This window comes from Zobellia barbeyronii (assembly GCF_018603515.1).
In the GTDB taxonomy this organism is placed as follows: domain Bacteria; phylum Bacteroidota; class Bacteroidia; order Flavobacteriales; family Flavobacteriaceae; genus Zobellia; species Zobellia barbeyronii.
In genome coordinates this window covers 142,495-159,656 of the sequence record NZ_JACATN010000007.1, presented here as the reverse complement: position 1 = coordinate 159,656, position 17,162 = coordinate 142,495, and the positions used below count along the sequence as shown (strand labels likewise).

The window sequence follows — 17,162 nt, the reverse complement described above, 5'->3', positions numbered from 1 at the left end:
TATAAGTTCCTGTACTCGCAAGAGTAGGAGTCCAAGTTCCCCCGGAATCGGGCGTGCCACCGAGTTCATTAAAAAGTTGTATTTCTGTTACGGTAGTTCCTTCGCAAATAGTTAAAGTTCCATCGGTTCCCGCATTCGGTGCTGCTTGTTCGGAAACGACTATTTCGGAAGTACTATCAACGGTACAAGGTAAAGTAGCGGTTACGGTATAGGTGTATGTTCCTGCTCCAGCCATTGTTGGTGACCATGTTCCACCAGAATCGGGTGTACCACCGAGTTCATTAAAAAGTTGAGCTTCTGTTACTGTTGCACCTTGACATATGGTCAATGTTCCATCGGTTCCCGCATTCGGTGCTGCTTGTTCGGAAACGACTATTTCGGAAGTACTATCGACAGTACATGGCGATGTTGCCGTTACGGTATAGGTGTATGTTCCTGCACCTGCAAGAGTAGGAGTCCAAGTTCCCCCGGAATCGGGTGTACCACCGAGTTCATTAAAAAGCTGAGTTTCTGTCACTGTAGTTCCTGTGCAGATAATCAATGTTCCATCTGTTCCTGCATCCGGTGCGGCGGTTTCTGTAATGGATACTGTTCCATGTTGAGTATATCCTTTACTATCTGTTATTCCATAAACAAAGCTATCTGAACCTGTATATCCAAGGGCTGAAGAATAGGTTATATAATCATCAACAGGATTGGATGGGGTTGTGTTATCATTAACTAAAGCAGTTCCAGAGCTAGCTGGACTAACAATAAATATGCTTCCAGATGAAGGTCCGTTTCCTCCAAAATTATCATTTGTGAGCATATAAATATCAACTATCCCTTCTTCACATATGTCAACTGTATCGTCCTCGGTCGTAGGAAAATAACTTATAGTAGCGTCATCTTCGATATTTCCGTCGGTATCAATACCATTATCAGAAATATCATCTACGTCATCCGTTCCGTATGGACTATCGGCAAGAACACTTATTTGATTAATAACTCCTCCTGTTTCCAATGCAGGTGCAGTTATTGAAAAGCTTGCTAAATAGGTTGCTGTTTCAGTAGGAAGGAGTGTGCCTTCAAGCGAGCTTAAAGAGGAACTACTAAAAGTAGGGGAGTTTGTTAAAGTTAGATTGTTTGAATCTATATCGGTAAAAGTATCTGTTAGGTCAATATTATCTAAAGTAACGTTGCCTGTGTTTTCTACGGTAATTGTGTAATCTATAATATCGCCAGTACTAACAGGGTCTGAAAAGTTTTCGACAACTGTTTTGGTTACTTCAATTTTGGGTTCTGCAATTATTATATCTGTTAGAATAAACTCTACTTCATCGACGGTTGACCCTAACCCTAGGAGGCTAAGCAAGCCACCTGTTACGTCTACATCCATTTGGATTGACTGAGTTACATTGTTAACACGTAAACTGCCTCCACCTGCTCCGTCACTAACTCCATTATCGCATTCACCCCCGGAACTGGCCAGTAGCGCACTATCGTCAATATTAAAAAGGGTTGATGTAGATTGAAATATAGTTCCATTGGAACTTAGTTCCGACCATGTACCATTGGTAATGTTGAAATTACCAGTGGCCGCGCCGCCTCCGAGAATAGGAATTAGTGTGAAAGTACCCACTTTGTCAGCATGTAAAATTGGATTTACAATGTAAACCTGATTATTAGTTACGGCGTCAAAAAAATAAAAACTCAAATTTCCTGAGTTTGATGAACTAGCAGAAACCTCTAAAGAGGGACTTCCAAAAACTGCAGGATCGCTATAGGTTGCAGCACTGGTGCAACCCATTGTTTCAGATCCTGAAATTGATACACCCCCAGATACAGTACATTGAACGCGTACCAAACCATCACTGGTAACGGATTCCCATACTGAGGGTGATACCGATGTCCAATTTGTGGTTTGCTGAGCGTTTGCCACATGGGCAAGTAATACTAAGAGAAATGCCCCGAAAATTTTTTTAAAACGATTCGCCAATTGGGAATGTATTTTATAAAGTCTTTGGAATAGCCGTTTATAGCTATTGTAAAAAAAGACCTACAAATTTGTGGCGTAAATTTAATTAGGTCACGAGACCTTGCAAACTATATGTTGTATAGTGTAAAAAACTAGATGTATAGACCCCTTAATGTGTAGGATAACTTAGTGGCAAAATTGTTTTTTCGGGTGATTTAGGCTAAACCCGATATAAAAAAAGGGGTGTACGAGTTTAAACCACCACAAAAATTGGAGTTAGAACGGGAGTAAAATAGTCTGAAGCTTAAAAAAATCTTGGTGCTATACTTCTTCTGCGACGTGAGCGAAATTCATACCTTAAAATTACTTCAAATGAACCGTCATTGAATCGCGAACCACCAAGTTCAGTAACCTCTCTATCGTAAGCTAACCCTAATAATATTTGGTCTGAAGCTTGAAATCCAAAAAGAGCACTAAGAGCAGCATCCCACCTATAACCGGCTCCTAAAATAAATTTATTTCTGAACATGAAATTAGCTGAAACATCCACCTGTAAAGGGGCTCCATTTACTGCTTTTACCAGTAGCGTTGGTTTAAATTGCCATCTTTGATTAAGGTCATAAACATATCCTGTCATCAAATAAAAGTTCATACGTTCCTTTGCTAAAAAAGAAGAACTAGATGCATCACCATCAAAATGCTTGGTTGCCAAGAAATTAGGAACGGATAGGCCTACATAAAATCGCTCATTGTAATAGTAAACACCTGCACCAAAGTTTGGAGAAAGCTTGTTATCAATATTAGTTAGACCTGTACCAGAAGTTTCATCTTGGTAGTTAGCAAGTTTACTAAAATCTAGGTTTAACACGTGTGCACTAGCCTTTAAACCAAATGCAAGTTTTGCTTCTCTTGAAAGGGGTACAGTATAGGAAAAAACACCATCAAAATAAGTTTCTTGACTTGTTCCGTTTCCTATATCATCATTTACGATAGAAAGACCAACACCTACTCTGTCTGAGACTGGTGTATGAAAATTAAGTGTTTGTGTTGTTGGGGCACCTTGTACACCAACCCATTGTGAACGGTGTAATGCCGCTATACTAAAAACACCACGGGAACCTGCATATGCTGGGTTAATGGGCATTGGGTTGTACATGTATTGTGTATACTGGGCATCTTGTTGAGCTCTAAGGCCACCTATTGTAGTAGTGGTAATGAGTGCAATCAGAAGGAATTTTTTCATGACTTTTTAATTGGATAAAAAGGGGGACAATCTTGAATCTGCCTATGTAAAGGTATCTATTTTTATCATTTGTGACTATTCTTATCGTTGACTACCAAAATAAATCGGTACAATTGGTAAATATGTCGTTGATAAATAAAATCACTTGAACGATGCGATTGTCCTTTCATTGTGTCTCAACAGTAAAACGTTAGAAAATGAGGTCTATTGTTAAAATAGCTTGGTATCTTTTTTTGATATAAAGAAGTACCCTAATATGCTGAATTTAGGACGGTGTAAGACCAATTGCTTTACCCTTTCTTAGCATAAATTCTTTTGCCGCTTCATATTCATTGGGAATTTCACCTTCTAAAATTGCCTCTTTAATAGCTTCTTTGATAATGCCAATTTCTTTTGAAGGTTTTAAGTTGAAAGTTTCCATGATTTCTTCGCCACTTACTGGAGGCTGGAACTTACGAATGCTATCTCGCTCTTCTACTTCAATGATTTTCTGACGAACAACTTTAAAGTTGTTCTTGTATTTTCTCTGTTTTTTTGGATTTTTTGTTGTGATATCTGCCTCACAGAGGGTCATTAAGTCTTCAACATTTTCTCCTGCATCAAAAACTAGACGTCGTACCGCAGAATCTGTAGCATAATCCTCAGAAAGAACAATAGGCCTAGAACTCATTAATACCATTTTCTGAACAAACTTCATCTTATCGTTCAATGGCATGCGGAGTCGCTTAAAAAGCTTGTACACCATTTTTGAACCAACAAATTCATGTCCATGAAATGTCCATCCAATTTTTTTGTGAAATTTTTTAGTCGGTGCTTTACCAATATCGTGTAACAAAGCAGCCCAACGCAACCAAAGGTTATCTGTGGTTTCCGAAATGTTGTCAACTACTTCCAGAGTGTGCCAAAAATTATCTTTATGGCGCTGTCCTTCAATTTCTTCTATACCTTGCAAGGCAACTAATTCCGGTAAAATATAGGGTAGAAGGCCCGTTTTATGAAGTAGAGAAAACCCTAATGAAGGCACACTACTTTCTAAAATTTTATTTAGTTCATCTACAATTCGCTCTTTGGAGATAATAGTAATACGGTCTTTATTATCCGTAATAGCTTGTAAAGAGGCCTCCTCAATCGTGAAATTTAGTTGGGTAGCAAAACGAATGGCGCGCATCATACGCAACGGGTCATCCGAATACGTAATTCCTGGCTCAAGAGGCGTGCGAATAATTTTGTTATCTAAATCGGAAACACCATCAAAAGGGTCTAGCAGTTCTCCGTAATTACTAGAATTTAGCGATATAGCTAAAGCATTGATGGTAAAATCGCGTCGGTTTTGGTCGTCCGACAAAGTTCCATCTTCAACTACCGGTTTCCGACTATCTCTGTGGTAACTTTCTTTACGGGCACCAACAAACTCTAATTCAATATCGTCATGGCGTAACATAGCGGTACCAAAATTTTTAAAAACACTAACTTTTGGTTTTCCCTTGAGTAAAGATGCTACTTTTTTTGCCAGTTCTATACCACTTCCAATAGCTACAATATCTATATCTTTATGTGTTCCTCTTTCTAGCAGGTAATCCCTGACAAACCCACCAATTACATAACAATCTACCCCAAGTTCATCCGCAGCTTGTGAAACGATCTTAAAAATAGGGTTGGAAAGCGCTTGTGTATGGTTCAAAGGTTTAATTTTTAGACTTTAGGTTGTAGATTTTTTTCATTCTATAAAAACCTAAATATGTATTTCATTATAAATTACTGCCGTATAATCTTAACTGTACCATCGTTACTCAGTTTTATAATAGCTGAAGGTACTCCGGATTTTTGTTCGGGCTGCAAATTTACCACATAGTCTACACCTTTTAAAATAACAGCGTCTATTTCATCAAAACTTTTGGGAGTTGGTCTTCCAGAAATGTTAGAAGAAGTGGAAACTATAGGTTTTTTGAACTTGTTAATTAAATACCTACAAAATTTATCCGATGCTACCCTAACACCCAAGGTATTGTCTTTGGCAACCAGATTTTTTGCAACGCCTTTAGGCTTGTCGTAAATTATAGTCGTAGGTTTTGTAGAAAGGTCTATAATATCGTAAGCCACTTCAGGGACCTCTTCAATCGTACGCTCTAACATTGCGTCATTGGCAACCAAACAGATAAGGGTTTTGCTGTCCTCTCTTTGTTTTAACTCATAAACTTTTTTAACCGCGGCTTCATTAGTAGCATCACATCCTATTCCCCAAACGGTATCCGTAGGGTAGAGAATGAGGCCGCCATTTTGTAGCACCTCTATGCATTTGTTGATTTCTGTATTAAGGTCTTGCATGTGAAAAAATTAGCGCTGTTTTTTAAGGCGTTTTAGTTCTTTGTAGCGCGAATAAACGCCAAGAGCATTCAGATAACAGATGATAACACCTTTTTTTCCATCTAGAATACCAAGCCTTAAAATGTAATGGTTTATAAATTTGTATGAAGGTCTAACGATGAAGTGATAGGCGTTAGGACTATAATTTTTAGGAAGTTCTTCTATAGCCTTCATCTGACCGTACTTGACCATCTTACTTTTGTAGTCTTCGTAATTTTTATAAGAATAATGGATAAGTCTATGTTTTAATACATCTGACTTGCCCTGAACAACTAAGGTTTCATGAACAATACGATCTTTAGTAAAGTTAACTTTACTTTTCTTGAAAAGACGGTAATTCTTATCGCTTTGCCAACCACTGTAACGTAACTCTTCTTTTTTAAACATGAAAGTTCTGTAGAAGTAGTATGCGGAAATCTCCTCGTCGTTTGTGTTTACTGTTTCAATGACTTCCTTTCGTAATTCGGGGGTCAGCCTTTCATCAGCATCTAAAAAGAGTATCCAATCGTTAGACGCTTGTTCCATGGCATATGCCTTCTGGTCGGTGTAGTTTTTAAATTCCCTTTGAATAAATTTTACTCCTGAATGTGCTTTTATCCGTTCTACAGTTCCATCTGTACTAAATGAATCTACAACTATAATTTCATCTGCAAAATCAATATTTTCAAGAACGGCATCTATATGTTCAATCTCATTATAGGTAATTAGCAAAGCCGTAATATTATTTGTTTTTGGCTTTTTAGCAGTCAGATAATTTTCAATTTTTTTAAGAATGGTGTTCGCATTAAATGCTTTTTGAGCATACTCAAAACCCGCCTTGCCCATTTGCTCTCGTAGGTCGGGATTTGTTATCAGTTTTTCAACCTTATTCGCAAAGGATTCTACGTCATTTACCTTGGTTAAGTATCCTGTTTTTTCCTGTAATACAATTTCAGGATTACTACTTGTGTCAAAAGCTACGACAGGTTTTTTACAAAGTGCAGCTTCTGCTATTACATACCCAAAGCCTTCCCATAAAGAGGAAAGAAGAAAAATATCGCCAGAAACTATAAAGTTTTTAGGCTCTTCAATAAATCCTAAAAAAAGAACATTCTCAGAAACATTCAATTCCTTAGCTTGTTGTTGTAAAGCTTCCTTTAATCGGCCTTCGCCGCCTATCAATAATTTAAAAGGGACTTGTCGTTTTTTAAGTTCGCTAGCGAGTAAAATTAAGAACTGTTGATTTTTTTGGGCTTCTAATCTGCCTAAATTGACCAATACAACCTCATTTTTGTTAATGGAACGGTATTGGGGTTTTACCTCCTTGCTAAGAAATCCGTCTATATCAATACCGTTATAAATAACAGTGATATTTTCTTTAGGAAACAGGGTTGGGTTATTTGATAGAACCGTATTTTTAGTAGCTTCTGAATTAGCTAAAATATGAGTTACAACGTTTTTGAAGTAATAGCGATTAAGAACAGAATCTTTAATAGGTATGGCACTACCTCTTCTATAAATAATTTTTTCAGTACCCGCTTTTTTTGCGGCAAGTCCGGCTAATTTTAAATCACGAGAAAGATTAATGATAATGCAACCTACTTGGTGCTCTATCAGAATGTTCTTTATTTTATCGATTTTAGCCTGGTTCAAGAAGCTAAGATTACCAACTTTTAGACCGATAGTAGGAACCCCTGTGCCTTTTAATCTGTTTAGAAGTTCACTTTTTTCATGGGCGATAACAAGAACTTGATGCCCTTTTTTATGCATATACAGGCTGGTGTCAAAATGCCATTTTTCGCCACCGCCCCAATTTTCTACGCTATTAAAGAAACAGATAGTTTTCATTAAAGCATAGATTTATAAACCTTGAATAAATTTTTTGCTACTTCTTCATCAGAAAAACGCTGTACATAGGTATAGCCTAAATCAGCTATACGTCTTCTCTCATCTGCGTTGTAATAAAGGTTTCGGAAAGCCTCTCGTAAGCCTTCTTCACTAGATGGGTCTATGTAAACAGAATTAGGTCCGCCTGCTTCGGGAAAACAATTTCCTTGCGAAGTAATTACAGGAATTTTACTGAACAATGCCTCAATAATAGGTATTCCAAACCCCTCACAAAGCGAGGGATAACAAAAAATAGTTGCCATTTTATAGATGACAGCAAGCTCATTAACAGAAACATTTTTTAAAAACGAAACTTGATTTTCAAGGTTATTTTCTCTGATGTAAGAATGTATTTTTTGAGCATATTTCTTTTCACCGCCTACTAATACCAGATTATAGTCCGTGCCCTTAATAGCTTTTACAATAAGTAATGCATTTTTTCTCTCCTGAAGGGTGCCTACGTTTAGTATATACTGTTCAGGTAAGCTATATTTTTCTCGAACTTTATCTTTTTCTGATTGTGGATATTCTTGCTTAAAAGCTTTGTTACAACCTTGATAAACAACTTGAATTTTGGAGTCTTCTGCATTTAAATATTTTATAACATCTCGTTTGGTCTGTTCACTAATTGCAATTATTTTGTCCGCATTTTTTGCTGCGTGTTTCGATTTTATCGAATAAATAATTCTATCAAAAAATGAGTAATAATGAGGATGGCTAAAGAAAATAAGATCGTGAACAGTAACAATGGTTGGTATACCTCTTGATTTTAACCCAGATGGTATTTCTCCCGAAAGGCCATGATATAGATTGATTTCATCTTTTTTAATCTGATTAGCCACAGGTCCTAAGCGCCAAATAGAAGACAATTTTTTCCAAATTCCACTTTCGGGTAATTTTATAACAATTTTGTCAAAGGAATCAAATCTTTTTTGAGATGAAACAGATGTAGTATATAGATAAAATTGATCTATTGGGGTGAATTTCTTAAGAATTCGGATAACATCCCGTCCGTAATTACCGAGACCGGTATTGTTATGGAAAACTCTTTTTGCTTCGAAACCAATTCTCATTTTTAAGTTCTGTTTGATCGGGTAACTAAAGTAGTGCTTTTAGGTTTATTGAGTGCTTTATGGTTTATAGTTGATTAATCTAAACTATCTAGACCGTGAAGACATTTTGTATGGTTAGCCTTTTTCTTTTGTTCTAAGAGTTCATTATTCTTTCTGACTCCTTCATCGGCATAGCTTCTTTCATGATGTAAATGATAAACAATAGCTTTATTTTTCATCGATTTTTTATGAAGTCCGTTTTCCTTTAAGCGCCATTCTATATCGTCATCTTCGCCAACCCCCGCTCTTATATAATCTTCGTCAAAACCATTTACGGCAACTAAGTGTTCTTTGTAAACACCCCAGTTGCAGCCTTTTAGTCCTTTTTCTTTCAATGAGAGACTTAGATTTGGAGAGTAAATAGCATCTTTAAGTTTTTCGCTGTCTGAGTTGGCAAGTGAAAAGAGATCAAGTCCGGATATTGATTTATTTTTTAGAATTTGCATAGATTTTTTCTGGCCTAGCATTACTCGTCGTCCCCAAAGGATATAGCCTATTTCGGCTTTATCAGCATATTGTTTAGCAAAATGTTTATGAGGAACACAGTCACCATCTATAAAAACTAAAAAATCAGAATTAGAAGCTTTGATAGAAAGGTTTAGCATCATATTCTTACGAAAACCTAAATCCTCTTTTTGGTTTAAGTGTTGAATAGGGAAAGGGTAGTGGTCTCTATTATTAACCATAAAGCCTACTGTTTCAGGATTGTTATCGTCTTCGGAAACAATAACCTCAAAGTTCTTAAAACTCTGTTTGCCAAGCGCTTTGAGAATCAATTTTAGATTCTCCAGAGCCTTGTAATATGATATGATTATGGTAAGTTTTGGTTTACTTTTCATGCCTTTTTTCCGCGAAAGGGTAAAAATAAGCATACAAATTGATCAAAAGAAAATTGTTGCTATAAATTAAGAAATATAGAGGTTTAGCTGATACCGAATATAAAAAGTGATTATTTATAATGGTCTAGTAAAGGATAAGAATAGGTTTTAACTTGAAAACAAACTAAGCAGCTCTTTCTAAAATTGTACTGATAGGCGCTGTTGAGGTTCTAGTTTCTGTTTCTAGAGCTTTTAGGGTCTTATAATGTTCAACTACACCACGAGCGTGAATGTAGGAAAGAACAAGTCCTTTAAATCCGTCAAATAAGCCAAGGCGAATTATGTAACGGTTGAAAAACTTCCAAATAGGCTTAATCACAAGTTTGGCGTAAGAAAATCTTCTGCCCTTACGAAGAGATTCTATTGCCTTCATTCTTCCGTACTTCAATATTTTTCCTTTAAAATCGGAATAATCCTTATACGAATAATGAATCAATTTAGTTTTTAAAGTACCAGATTCCCCAATAACATTAAGGGTTTCGTGTACTATTTTGTCTTTAGCAAAAGCAACCTTACTTTTCCTGAAAAGACGGTAATTCTTATCGGTTTGGCAGCCGCTGAAAAATACCTTTTCGTCTTTGAACATAAAAGTCCTGTAAAACCAAAAGGCATTTTTCTTTGTGCCACTATTAATTGTATGCTGAATTTCGTTTTGAAGTTTTGGTGTCAAAACTTCATCTGCATCTAGAAAAAGAACCCAATCATTTGAAGCTTGGCGCAAGGCAAAAGACTTCTGATCAGTGAAATTTTCAAAAGGTCGTTGAATAACTTTAACCTTTGGATGATTTTCTAGATACTCAAAAGTACCGTCTGTACTGTATGAATCAACCACAATAATTTCATCTGCAAATACCATAGATTCAATACATTTTTCAATGTATCCAATCTCATTATAGGTGATTATTAATGCTGAAATTTTTTCGCTAGGGCTGTTCATAAACTGGTAAATGTATAGAGCTGTGCTTTCGATTAACAAAACTATAACTATAAAAGCTATAAAAAAGTATACAAACCAATAAAATTCCTACAAAATTTAAACAGCTACGTCATATTCACGCAACGCATCATTTAGAGAGGTCTTCTTATTTGTACTCTCTTTTCTTGTTCCGATGATCAGAGCGCATGGCACCTGAAACTCACCGGCTGGAAATTTCTTTGTATAACTCCCTGGTATAACAACTGAACGTGCAGGAACCCTACCTTTAGTTTCAATTGGTTCATCTCCAGTAACATCTATAATTTTGGTTGATGCGGTAAGTACAACATTGGCACCTAAAACAGCTTCTTTCTCAACGCGTACACCTTCTACAACTATACATCTAGAGCCAATAAATGCATTATCTTCAATAATAACAGGGGCTGCTTGTAATGGCTCAAGTACGCCTCCAATTCCTACACCACCACTTAAGTGCACATTTTTACCTATTTGCGCACAACTTCCTACAGTTGCCCATGTATCTACCATGGTTCCTTCATCTACATAAGCTCCTATATTTACGTAGCTAGGCATTAAAATAGTACCAGCAGAAATATAAGCACCGTGACGTGCAATGGCATTAGGTACCACACGGATTCCTTTTTCTTTATAACCTCGTTTTAAAGGAATTTTATCATGATATTCAAAAATACCGGCTTCAAGGGTTTCCATTTTTTGAATAGGGAAATAAAGCACAACACCTTTCTTTACCCATTCGTTGATCTGCCAACCGTTTTCAGTTGGTTCAGCACAGCGCAGTTTACCTAGGTCCAATAAGTTTATAACTTCTCTTATGGCTTCTTGAGTAGCAGCTTCTTTTAGAAGTTCTCTGTTTTCCCATGCATTTTCTATGGTCTTTCTTAACTCGGTCATTTTTCTATAGAATTATAGTGTTATCTACAGCGCTGATAGTGCGATGTATTCTAATCGTATGATTATTTTCCTGGGACAAATGATGCTTTTAGTATCCTTGCTCCTTACGGTGCAAATATAAGAGTCAAATATGATTTGGGGTTTCAATTTTACGGTTATAACAATTTATAGGTTATTTTTGCAAAAAATAAATTAGTATTGGGAAGATTGTTGGCGTTAGATTATGGAAAGAAGAGAACAGGAATTGCCATTACAGATGAGTTACAGTTAATAGCATCAGGTTTAACCACTGTCCGTACTTTTGAACTGATAGATTTTTTAAAGGATTACACCGAAAAGGAAAATGTACAGAAATTCATTGTTGGTGAACCGCGCCAAATGGATAACACTCCAAGTGAGTCGGAAGCTTTAATAGCACCGTTTTTAAATCGACTAAAAAAAGTTTTCCCTCATATACCTGTAGAACGTCATGATGAGCGTTTCACCTCAAAAATGGCATTTCAGACTATGATAGATAGCGGTCTAAAAAAGAAAAAGCGAAGAGATAAAGCATTAGTAGATGAAATTAGTGCTACTATTATTCTTCAAGCCTATTTAAATAAAATTTAGATGATATTACCAATTATCGCCTATGGCGATCCCGTATTGCGAAAGGTGGGCAATGACTTACCTAAAGAGCATCCTAAGTTAAAAGAATTGATTGAAAATATGTGGGAGACCATGTATAATGCCAATGGAGTTGGTTTGGCGGCTCCCCAAATTGGGTTACCAGTGCGTCTATTTTTAGTAGATACTACTCCTTTTTCGAAAGATGAAGACCTTTCTGAAGAAGATCAAAAGAAATTGGACGGTTTTAAGAAGGTATTCATCAATGCCTATATAGAGGAAGAAACAGGTGAAGAGTGGCCTTTTAGCGAAGGTTGTCTTAGTATACCGGACATTCATGAAGACATAAAAAGAAAAGATACCGTCACAATTACTTACGTAGACGAGAATTTTAAAGAACATACGGAAACCTATGATGGTCTTTTGGCAAGGGTTATTCAACATGAGTATGACCATATTGAAGGTATTTTGTTTACGGACAAACTTTCGCCCTTAAAAAAACGTTTACTTAAGAGCAGGTTAAACAACATTTCTAAGGGAAATATTAGAGCAGATTATCGTATGCGTTTTCCTAACCAGAAAAAAGGACGTTAAAGTTTAATTGTAATCCATTGAAAAGTGCAATATTTGCGCTCCTAAAATGTAAATTTTTATATGAGTTTAGATAAGATCTTATCCATTGGAGGAAAACCAGGCCTTTACAAATTGGTAACACAGACCCGTACAGGGTTTGTTGCAGAATCGCTTATTGACCAAAAACGTATTACTGTAGGTATGCGTAGTAACGTAAGCATTCTTTCTGAAATAGCAATTTATACATTAGATGAAGAGTTGCCATTAAGAGATGTGTTTTTAAAAATACAGGTAAAAGAAAAAGGTGGTAAAACCTCAGTAGCCCACAAGGCAGAAAAAATTAAGTTAGAAGAATATTTTTTTGAAATATTACCTAACTACGATGAAGATAGAGTTTATGCCAGTGATATTAAAAAAGTGATGCAATGGTATAACATTCTTCATGAAAATGATATAACAGATTTTTCTGCAGACAAAGATGTTGCTTCAGAAGAAGAATAAAGTCAATTTCCATACGTTATGATAAATTAAAACCCTCTTTACGAGGGTTTTTTTAGTATTGTTTCTAAAGTCTAAAGAGACTCAAATTCACTTGATACTAAGTTATTGTAAGATAAATCTTTAATAGTGTAAAAGAATAAACTGTATAGCGGTCGATTACAGGTTTTTCGATATCTATTTCATGATTTAATTATTAACTTAGTTATACCAAGACAACCAAACACATACCAAATTACATGTTCTGTTTAGTATATACCTCTGTAGCAAATACTGATTTTAGCCTTAAGGAAATTCAAGAAATGCTTGGAAAAGCACGTGAATTTAATAACCAAAATAGCATTACTGGATGCTTACTTTTTTTTAAAGAAAGGTTCATACAATACATTGAAGGCGAAGAAATTGTTGTAAGAGAACTTTTCGAAAGAATTAAAGAAGACGACAGACATTCTGAAGTAAAGCTGATTTCAGAAAATAGAATTCACAATAGGGAATTTCTGATTTGGCATATGGCTTTTGAACATCTAAAATCAGAAAATAGTGATTTGCAATATCTCAAATTATTAGTATCTACCTTTTTTGAAAGTCCAGAAAATTCATTATCTCCAAATCCAACTTCTCTAGAATTTTGGAACGCCACTAAATTGCTGCTATCTACAAAGTATGCTAATAAGAGTGCTTAAGAACCTTTTGTTAGGTATAATATCTATTGAATAGCTCTTTAGCCTAATTTATTTGAATATCTTCTTAGAATTTTTCATGCCCTTTGCTGAATGATTATGGTTTAAGCTTTACGTATCAATTCAAAAAGTTTTAACTAACCTTACTTTTTATAGATATACACTTGTTTTAAATATCTGTTTTTTAATGGTTTAAGGAGTATTATTAACAAGTCTTATGTTTTTCGTCTACAGATAATTGTTATTCACCTTTAGTTTTCTTCTTTACACCTTTTCTTATTTAATTTTTTTAGTAAACAACTATAAATTAGCAGTCTAAGTCCTAATTAATTTGTTAAAATAAAAAGATATGAAGAAATGCGTAGCCGAAATTAATAACGAATTAAAGAGTGCTTTCTTTGAAAATGCGCATTCTCCTTTTGTTATTCTTGATGACCAAATGAATTTTGTGGACGTTAACCATGCGTCTGTAACCACAATGGGTATTTCCAAAGAAAATTTTATTGGAAAAAATCTATTAGATGTATTTCCGTATCTAAAAGATACAGATCGCTATGATTCTTACAAAAATGTGCTTAATACTGGAATTCCAGTCGCGTATGATGAACTTGCTTTTGCGAATGGCGATCTTCATTATAAGTGGACTTGTAGGGCGTTTAAAGTAGGTGCATATCTTGGTATTTCTACACTGGATATTACAAATTTAAGTGACACTATAGATAAGTTAAAGAATGCGCAGAACTCTTTGGAAAGCGTTAATAATAATTTAATAAAATCTAACCGGGAATTGGAGGAGTTTTCCTATGTGGCGGCACATGATTTAAGAGCTCCACTCACAAACTTAAAAAGTCTATTCTCAATGTTTTTAAAGGCTGGCCCTGTAAGTGATGAAGTAGCACCTATAGTAGATAGCATGCAAAAGGTAACTAAAGTGATGTGCGATAAAATTACGGCTCTAAATAAAGTAATTGCGATGAAGTCTACTTTTAACGGTATTCGTGAAGATGTAGTTTTTGCAGAAGTAGTAGGGAAGGTCAAAGCAGTCCTCTCTGATGATATTATAAAAAGCAGAACTATTATTAAAGAAGATTTTTCAGGTTGTTCAGTTGTCAAATATAGCCCTATTCATATGGAGAGTATAATACAGAACCTTATGTCTAACTCTCTTAAATACAGGCATCCAAAAAGGAAACCAATCATTAAGATAACAACTAAAGAAGTTAATGGTAAAGTACAATTAACTTTTAAGGATAATGGATTAGGCTTTGACCAAAGTGTTTCAAACAAGATTTTCGGACTATTTAAGAGGATGCATACGCATGTAGAAGGCCTTGGAGTTGGGTTATACATTATTCACTCAATCGTTACTGAAAGTGGAGGTAAAATTGAAGTAGAAAGTCAAGTCAACAAAGGAACGGAGTTTAAGATTCAATTTTAGAAATAATAAAATCAACCAACATGATAGATATACTAATTATTGAAGATGACGAAGTAACCAACTTTATATCGGAAACCAAGCTAAACAACCTTGGATTTCAAAATATATCCATTGTAACCAATGGTCAATTGGGAATAGACTATTTAAAGGAAAATGACTGTCCAGATTTAATTTTACTTGATATAAATATGCCCATTTTAGACGGTTGGGAATTCTTGGAAGCTAAAAATGACCTGGGTCTGTGTCCAGATATTCCCATAGTAATAACCACTTCTTCAGGAAGACCGGAAGATAGATCTAAATCAATCGCTTTTAAAGAAATTATCACCTATTTAGAGAAACCAGTAGATTTCAATGATTTGCGTTCATTGCTTCAGAAATTGGTTGAAAAAAAGCTTGAATGTTAAGTTGTAAAAGTTCCAATTTCAGATTCATTTTACAGAATGCTTCAATTGGAACTTAATGTATCAATCTTTCTGAATTTCTTTGTAAGTGTATTTACTTTTTTTCCAATCTATTAATGGTGATGGGTAGTATTTCACGTTCATTCGGTCTAGGAATGGTGCCTGATTGGCTAAACGGACTTTATATTTCTCCCAATCTCTATTTTCTGGTGTAGACCAATTCAATTCAGCATAACCTATAGCACGTGGGAACGCAAGATATTCTAGCTCATCTATATTGCTAATAGTTTCAGACCAAAGTGGCGCCTCAATACCTAAGATATTTTCTATGGGAATACCTTCGTAGGTTTCAGGTGACCAAACATAAGCTGTGTCCGTTGGTATATATCCTGCCCAATGCAGACCGTGTTTTGAAAGGGTGTCGTACTCCATGTCTAAATAAGCTTTCTTTGCTGGAGACATAATAATTTTCATTCCTTTTTTTACAGCTAGGTCAGCATTCTTCTTACTGGACCAAAATTGCGATACGGAAGAAGAATCAATATCTGCAGTAGCAACTTCGTCCCATCCAATCATTCGCTTGCCATACTTTTGAACTATTTTTTCTACTTTCTCAACAAAATAGATATAGTCTTTCTTTTTGGTAACATGGCTTTCGTCTCCACCTATATGAAAGTAAGGGCCTGGGGTAATAGCAGATATCTCTCTAACAACATCATCTATAAAGGCATAGGTAGTATCCTTTCTTGTATCAAAAGTGCTGAAACCAACTCGCATGCCGGTGTATAGTTTTACTTTTTTGCCATTTCCATTTAAGAAAGGATACGCAACAGATGCTGCATTCGTGTGCCCTGGCATATCAATTTCCGGAACGACCATCATGTGGCGTTCAGCTGCATAATTAACGATATCCGTATAGTCTTCTTGAGTATAAAAACCACCGAATTTTCCGCCAACTTCGGTACTGCCGCCAATTTCAGTAAGTTTTGGCCAAGACTTAATTTCTATTCGCCAGCCTTGATCATCCGATAGGTGTAAATGAAGCACGTTGTATTTATAATAGGCTAGAACGTCTATATATTTCTTTACGTCTTCTACACTAAAGAAATGACGGGCTACATCCAGCATGCTTCCCCGATATTCAAAAACAGGGTTGTCAATAATCTTACCTGTTGGTATGTTCCAAACTTTATAGGCCGCAACAGTATCGTTAGGTATTTCGGGAATAATCTGGCGGATAGTCTGTACCCCTCTAAAAGCACCTGCCGCAGTATTTGAGTTTAGAATAATGGAATCTTTGGTAATGTAAAGTTGATAAGCTTCAGGAGCGTTTAACTCCAAGCTATCAGATTGGTTAATATAAATTACACCTTCGCGTTCAGGACTTTGTTGAGCGTTCACAGAAATGTCTAATGAGGTCTTAGTGTGAATTTTTTCCGAGAGGAATTGTCCCACTTCAGGAAAACCATCAGCATTTTCAGAAGTATAGATGGCCGTAAATTTATCTAGTGCAAAACCTGAATTGGTAGGAATGACCTTCATAGGTAGTGGAATTAAGTTTTCCATGGCCAAATCCGTTTGTGGTAGATTCAAGACGCGTTTCTTCTTCTCAGGTTCGCAAGAGCATAAGGCTACAAAAATGCAGGTGATAAACAACGCTTTGATTAAGTTAGATTTCATCTTTGATGTTTTAT

General features: G+C 35.7%; 16 protein-coding genes. 6 read left to right on the top strand and 10 right to left on the bottom strand.

Going from position 1 to position 17,162, the window contains the following annotated elements; genetic code table 11:
- From HW347_RS19525 to HW347_RS19485, 9 genes are all read right to left on the bottom strand, one after another.
- A partial coding sequence (locus HW347_RS19525) for a DUF7507 domain-containing protein (protein ID WP_214613408.1) occupies positions 1–1,978 on the bottom strand: 1,978 nt, incomplete at its 3' end.
- A 283-nt stretch (positions 1,979–2,261) separates the two neighbouring features.
- Positions 2,262–3,200 carry a PorP/SprF family type IX secretion system membrane protein gene (locus HW347_RS19520; RefSeq protein WP_155594377.1) on the bottom strand — a complete coding sequence of 313 codons (939 nt, stop codon included), beginning with the start codon at positions 3,198–3,200 and terminating at the stop codon, positions 2,262–2,264.
- Positions 3,201–3,465: 265 nt separating this feature from the next.
- Positions 3,466–4,881, bottom strand: a complete 1,416-nt coding sequence (locus tag HW347_RS19515) for a CCA tRNA nucleotidyltransferase (protein WP_225901995.1) — start codon at positions 4,879–4,881, stop codon at positions 3,466–3,468.
- A gap of 74 nt (positions 4,882–4,955) precedes the next feature.
- A complete protein-coding gene (locus tag HW347_RS19510) occupies positions 4,956–5,525 on the bottom strand; it encodes an L-threonylcarbamoyladenylate synthase (protein ID WP_214613407.1) in 570 nt (189 codons plus the stop codon).
- A gap of 9 nt (positions 5,526–5,534) precedes the next feature.
- Positions 5,535–7,391, bottom strand: coding sequence for a glycosyltransferase (locus HW347_RS20800; protein WP_214613406.1), 1,857 nt, complete (start codon positions 7,389–7,391; stop codon positions 5,535–5,537).
- Entirely contained in the window at positions 7,391–8,503 is a 1,113-nt protein-coding gene (locus HW347_RS19500; protein WP_214613405.1) for a glycosyltransferase family 4 protein, read from the bottom strand. The genes HW347_RS20800 and HW347_RS19500 overlap by 1 nt, the downstream gene beginning before the upstream one ends.
- A gap of 74 nt (positions 8,504–8,577) precedes the next feature.
- Entirely contained in the window at positions 8,578–9,381 is an 804-nt protein-coding gene (locus HW347_RS19495) for a glycosyltransferase (protein WP_214613404.1), read from the bottom strand.
- Between the two features lie 163 nt (positions 9,382–9,544).
- Entirely contained in the window at positions 9,545–10,357 is an 813-nt protein-coding gene (locus HW347_RS19490) for a glycosyltransferase family 2 protein (protein ID WP_214613403.1), read from the bottom strand.
- Between the two features lie 96 nt (positions 10,358–10,453).
- Positions 10,454–11,269 (bottom strand): 2,3,4,5-tetrahydropyridine-2,6-dicarboxylate N-succinyltransferase, encoded by an 816-nt coding sequence (locus HW347_RS19485; RefSeq protein WP_214613402.1) that lies wholly within the window; start codon positions 11,267–11,269, stop codon positions 10,454–10,456.
- A 198-nt stretch (positions 11,270–11,467) separates the two neighbouring features.
- On the opposite strand from HW347_RS19485, the gene ruvX reads away from it, so the two are divergent.
- From ruvX to HW347_RS19455, 6 genes are all read left to right on the top strand, one after another.
- The gene (gene ruvX / locus HW347_RS19480) at positions 11,468–11,878 is read left to right on the top strand and encodes a Holliday junction resolvase RuvX (RefSeq protein ID WP_214613401.1); all 411 of its coding nucleotides are present in this window, start codon (positions 11,468–11,470) and stop codon (positions 11,876–11,878) included.
- Positions 11,879–12,469: a peptide deformylase gene (def, locus tag HW347_RS19475; protein WP_214613400.1), complete on the top strand. Its 591-nt coding sequence runs from the start codon at positions 11,879–11,881 to the stop codon at positions 12,467–12,469. It begins immediately after the preceding gene.
- A 60-nt stretch (positions 12,470–12,529) separates the two neighbouring features.
- Complete coding sequence (locus HW347_RS19470) at positions 12,530–12,949, top strand: DUF5606 family protein (protein ID WP_214613399.1); 420 nt, start codon at positions 12,530–12,532, stop codon at positions 12,947–12,949.
- Between the two features lie 236 nt (positions 12,950–13,185).
- Entirely contained in the window at positions 13,186–13,629 is a 444-nt protein-coding gene (locus HW347_RS19465) for a BLUF domain-containing protein (protein ID WP_214613398.1), read from the top strand.
- A gap of 346 nt (positions 13,630–13,975) precedes the next feature.
- Positions 13,976–15,064 carry an ATP-binding protein gene (locus HW347_RS19460; protein WP_214613397.1) on the top strand — a complete coding sequence of 363 codons (1,089 nt, stop codon included), beginning with the start codon at positions 13,976–13,978 and terminating at the stop codon, positions 15,062–15,064.
- A gap of 20 nt (positions 15,065–15,084) precedes the next feature.
- A complete protein-coding gene (locus HW347_RS19455; RefSeq protein ID WP_214613396.1) occupies positions 15,085–15,471 on the top strand; it encodes a response regulator in 387 nt (128 codons plus the stop codon).
- 60 nt (positions 15,472–15,531) lie between these two features.
- Here the strand turns inward: HW347_RS19455 and HW347_RS19450 are convergent, their stop codons facing one another.
- Entirely contained in the window at positions 15,532–17,148 is a 1,617-nt protein-coding gene (locus HW347_RS19450) for a family 20 glycosylhydrolase (protein WP_214613395.1), read from the bottom strand.
- Positions 17,149–17,162 lie beyond the last annotated feature (14 nt).

Coding starts and splice junctions, on each gene's coding strand:
- HW347_RS19460 (WP_214613397.1), top strand. CDS start 13,976: ATGAAGAAATGCGTAGCCGAAATTAATAACGAATTAAAGAGTGCTTTC.
- HW347_RS19495 (WP_214613404.1), bottom strand. CDS start 9,381: ATGAAAAGTAAACCAAAACTTACCATAATCATATCATATTACAAGGCT.
- HW347_RS19465 (WP_214613398.1), top strand. CDS start 13,186: ATGTTCTGTTTAGTATATACCTCTGTAGCAAATACTGATTTTAGCCTT.
- HW347_RS19470 (WP_214613399.1), top strand. CDS start 12,530: ATGAGTTTAGATAAGATCTTATCCATTGGAGGAAAACCAGGCCTTTAC.
- HW347_RS20800 (WP_214613406.1), bottom strand. CDS start 7,391: ATGAAAACTATCTGTTTCTTTAATAGCGTAGAAAATTGGGGCGGTGGC.
- HW347_RS19450 (WP_214613395.1), bottom strand. CDS start 17,148: ATGAAATCTAACTTAATCAAAGCGTTGTTTATCACCTGCATTTTTGTA.
- HW347_RS19520 (WP_155594377.1), bottom strand. CDS start 3,200: ATGAAAAAATTCCTTCTGATTGCACTCATTACCACTACTACAATAGGT.
- def (WP_214613400.1), top strand. CDS start 11,879: ATGATATTACCAATTATCGCCTATGGCGATCCCGTATTGCGAAAGGTG.
- HW347_RS19485 (WP_214613402.1), bottom strand. CDS start 11,269: ATGACCGAGTTAAGAAAGACCATAGAAAATGCATGGGAAAACAGAGAA.
- HW347_RS19500 (WP_214613405.1), bottom strand. CDS start 8,503: ATGAGAATTGGTTTCGAAGCAAAAAGAGTTTTCCATAACAATACCGGT.
- HW347_RS19455 (WP_214613396.1), top strand. CDS start 15,085: ATGATAGATATACTAATTATTGAAGATGACGAAGTAACCAACTTTATA.
- HW347_RS19490 (WP_214613403.1), bottom strand. CDS start 10,357: ATGAACAGCCCTAGCGAAAAAATTTCAGCATTAATAATCACCTATAAT.
- HW347_RS19510 (WP_214613407.1), bottom strand. CDS start 5,525: ATGCAAGACCTTAATACAGAAATCAACAAATGCATAGAGGTGCTACAA.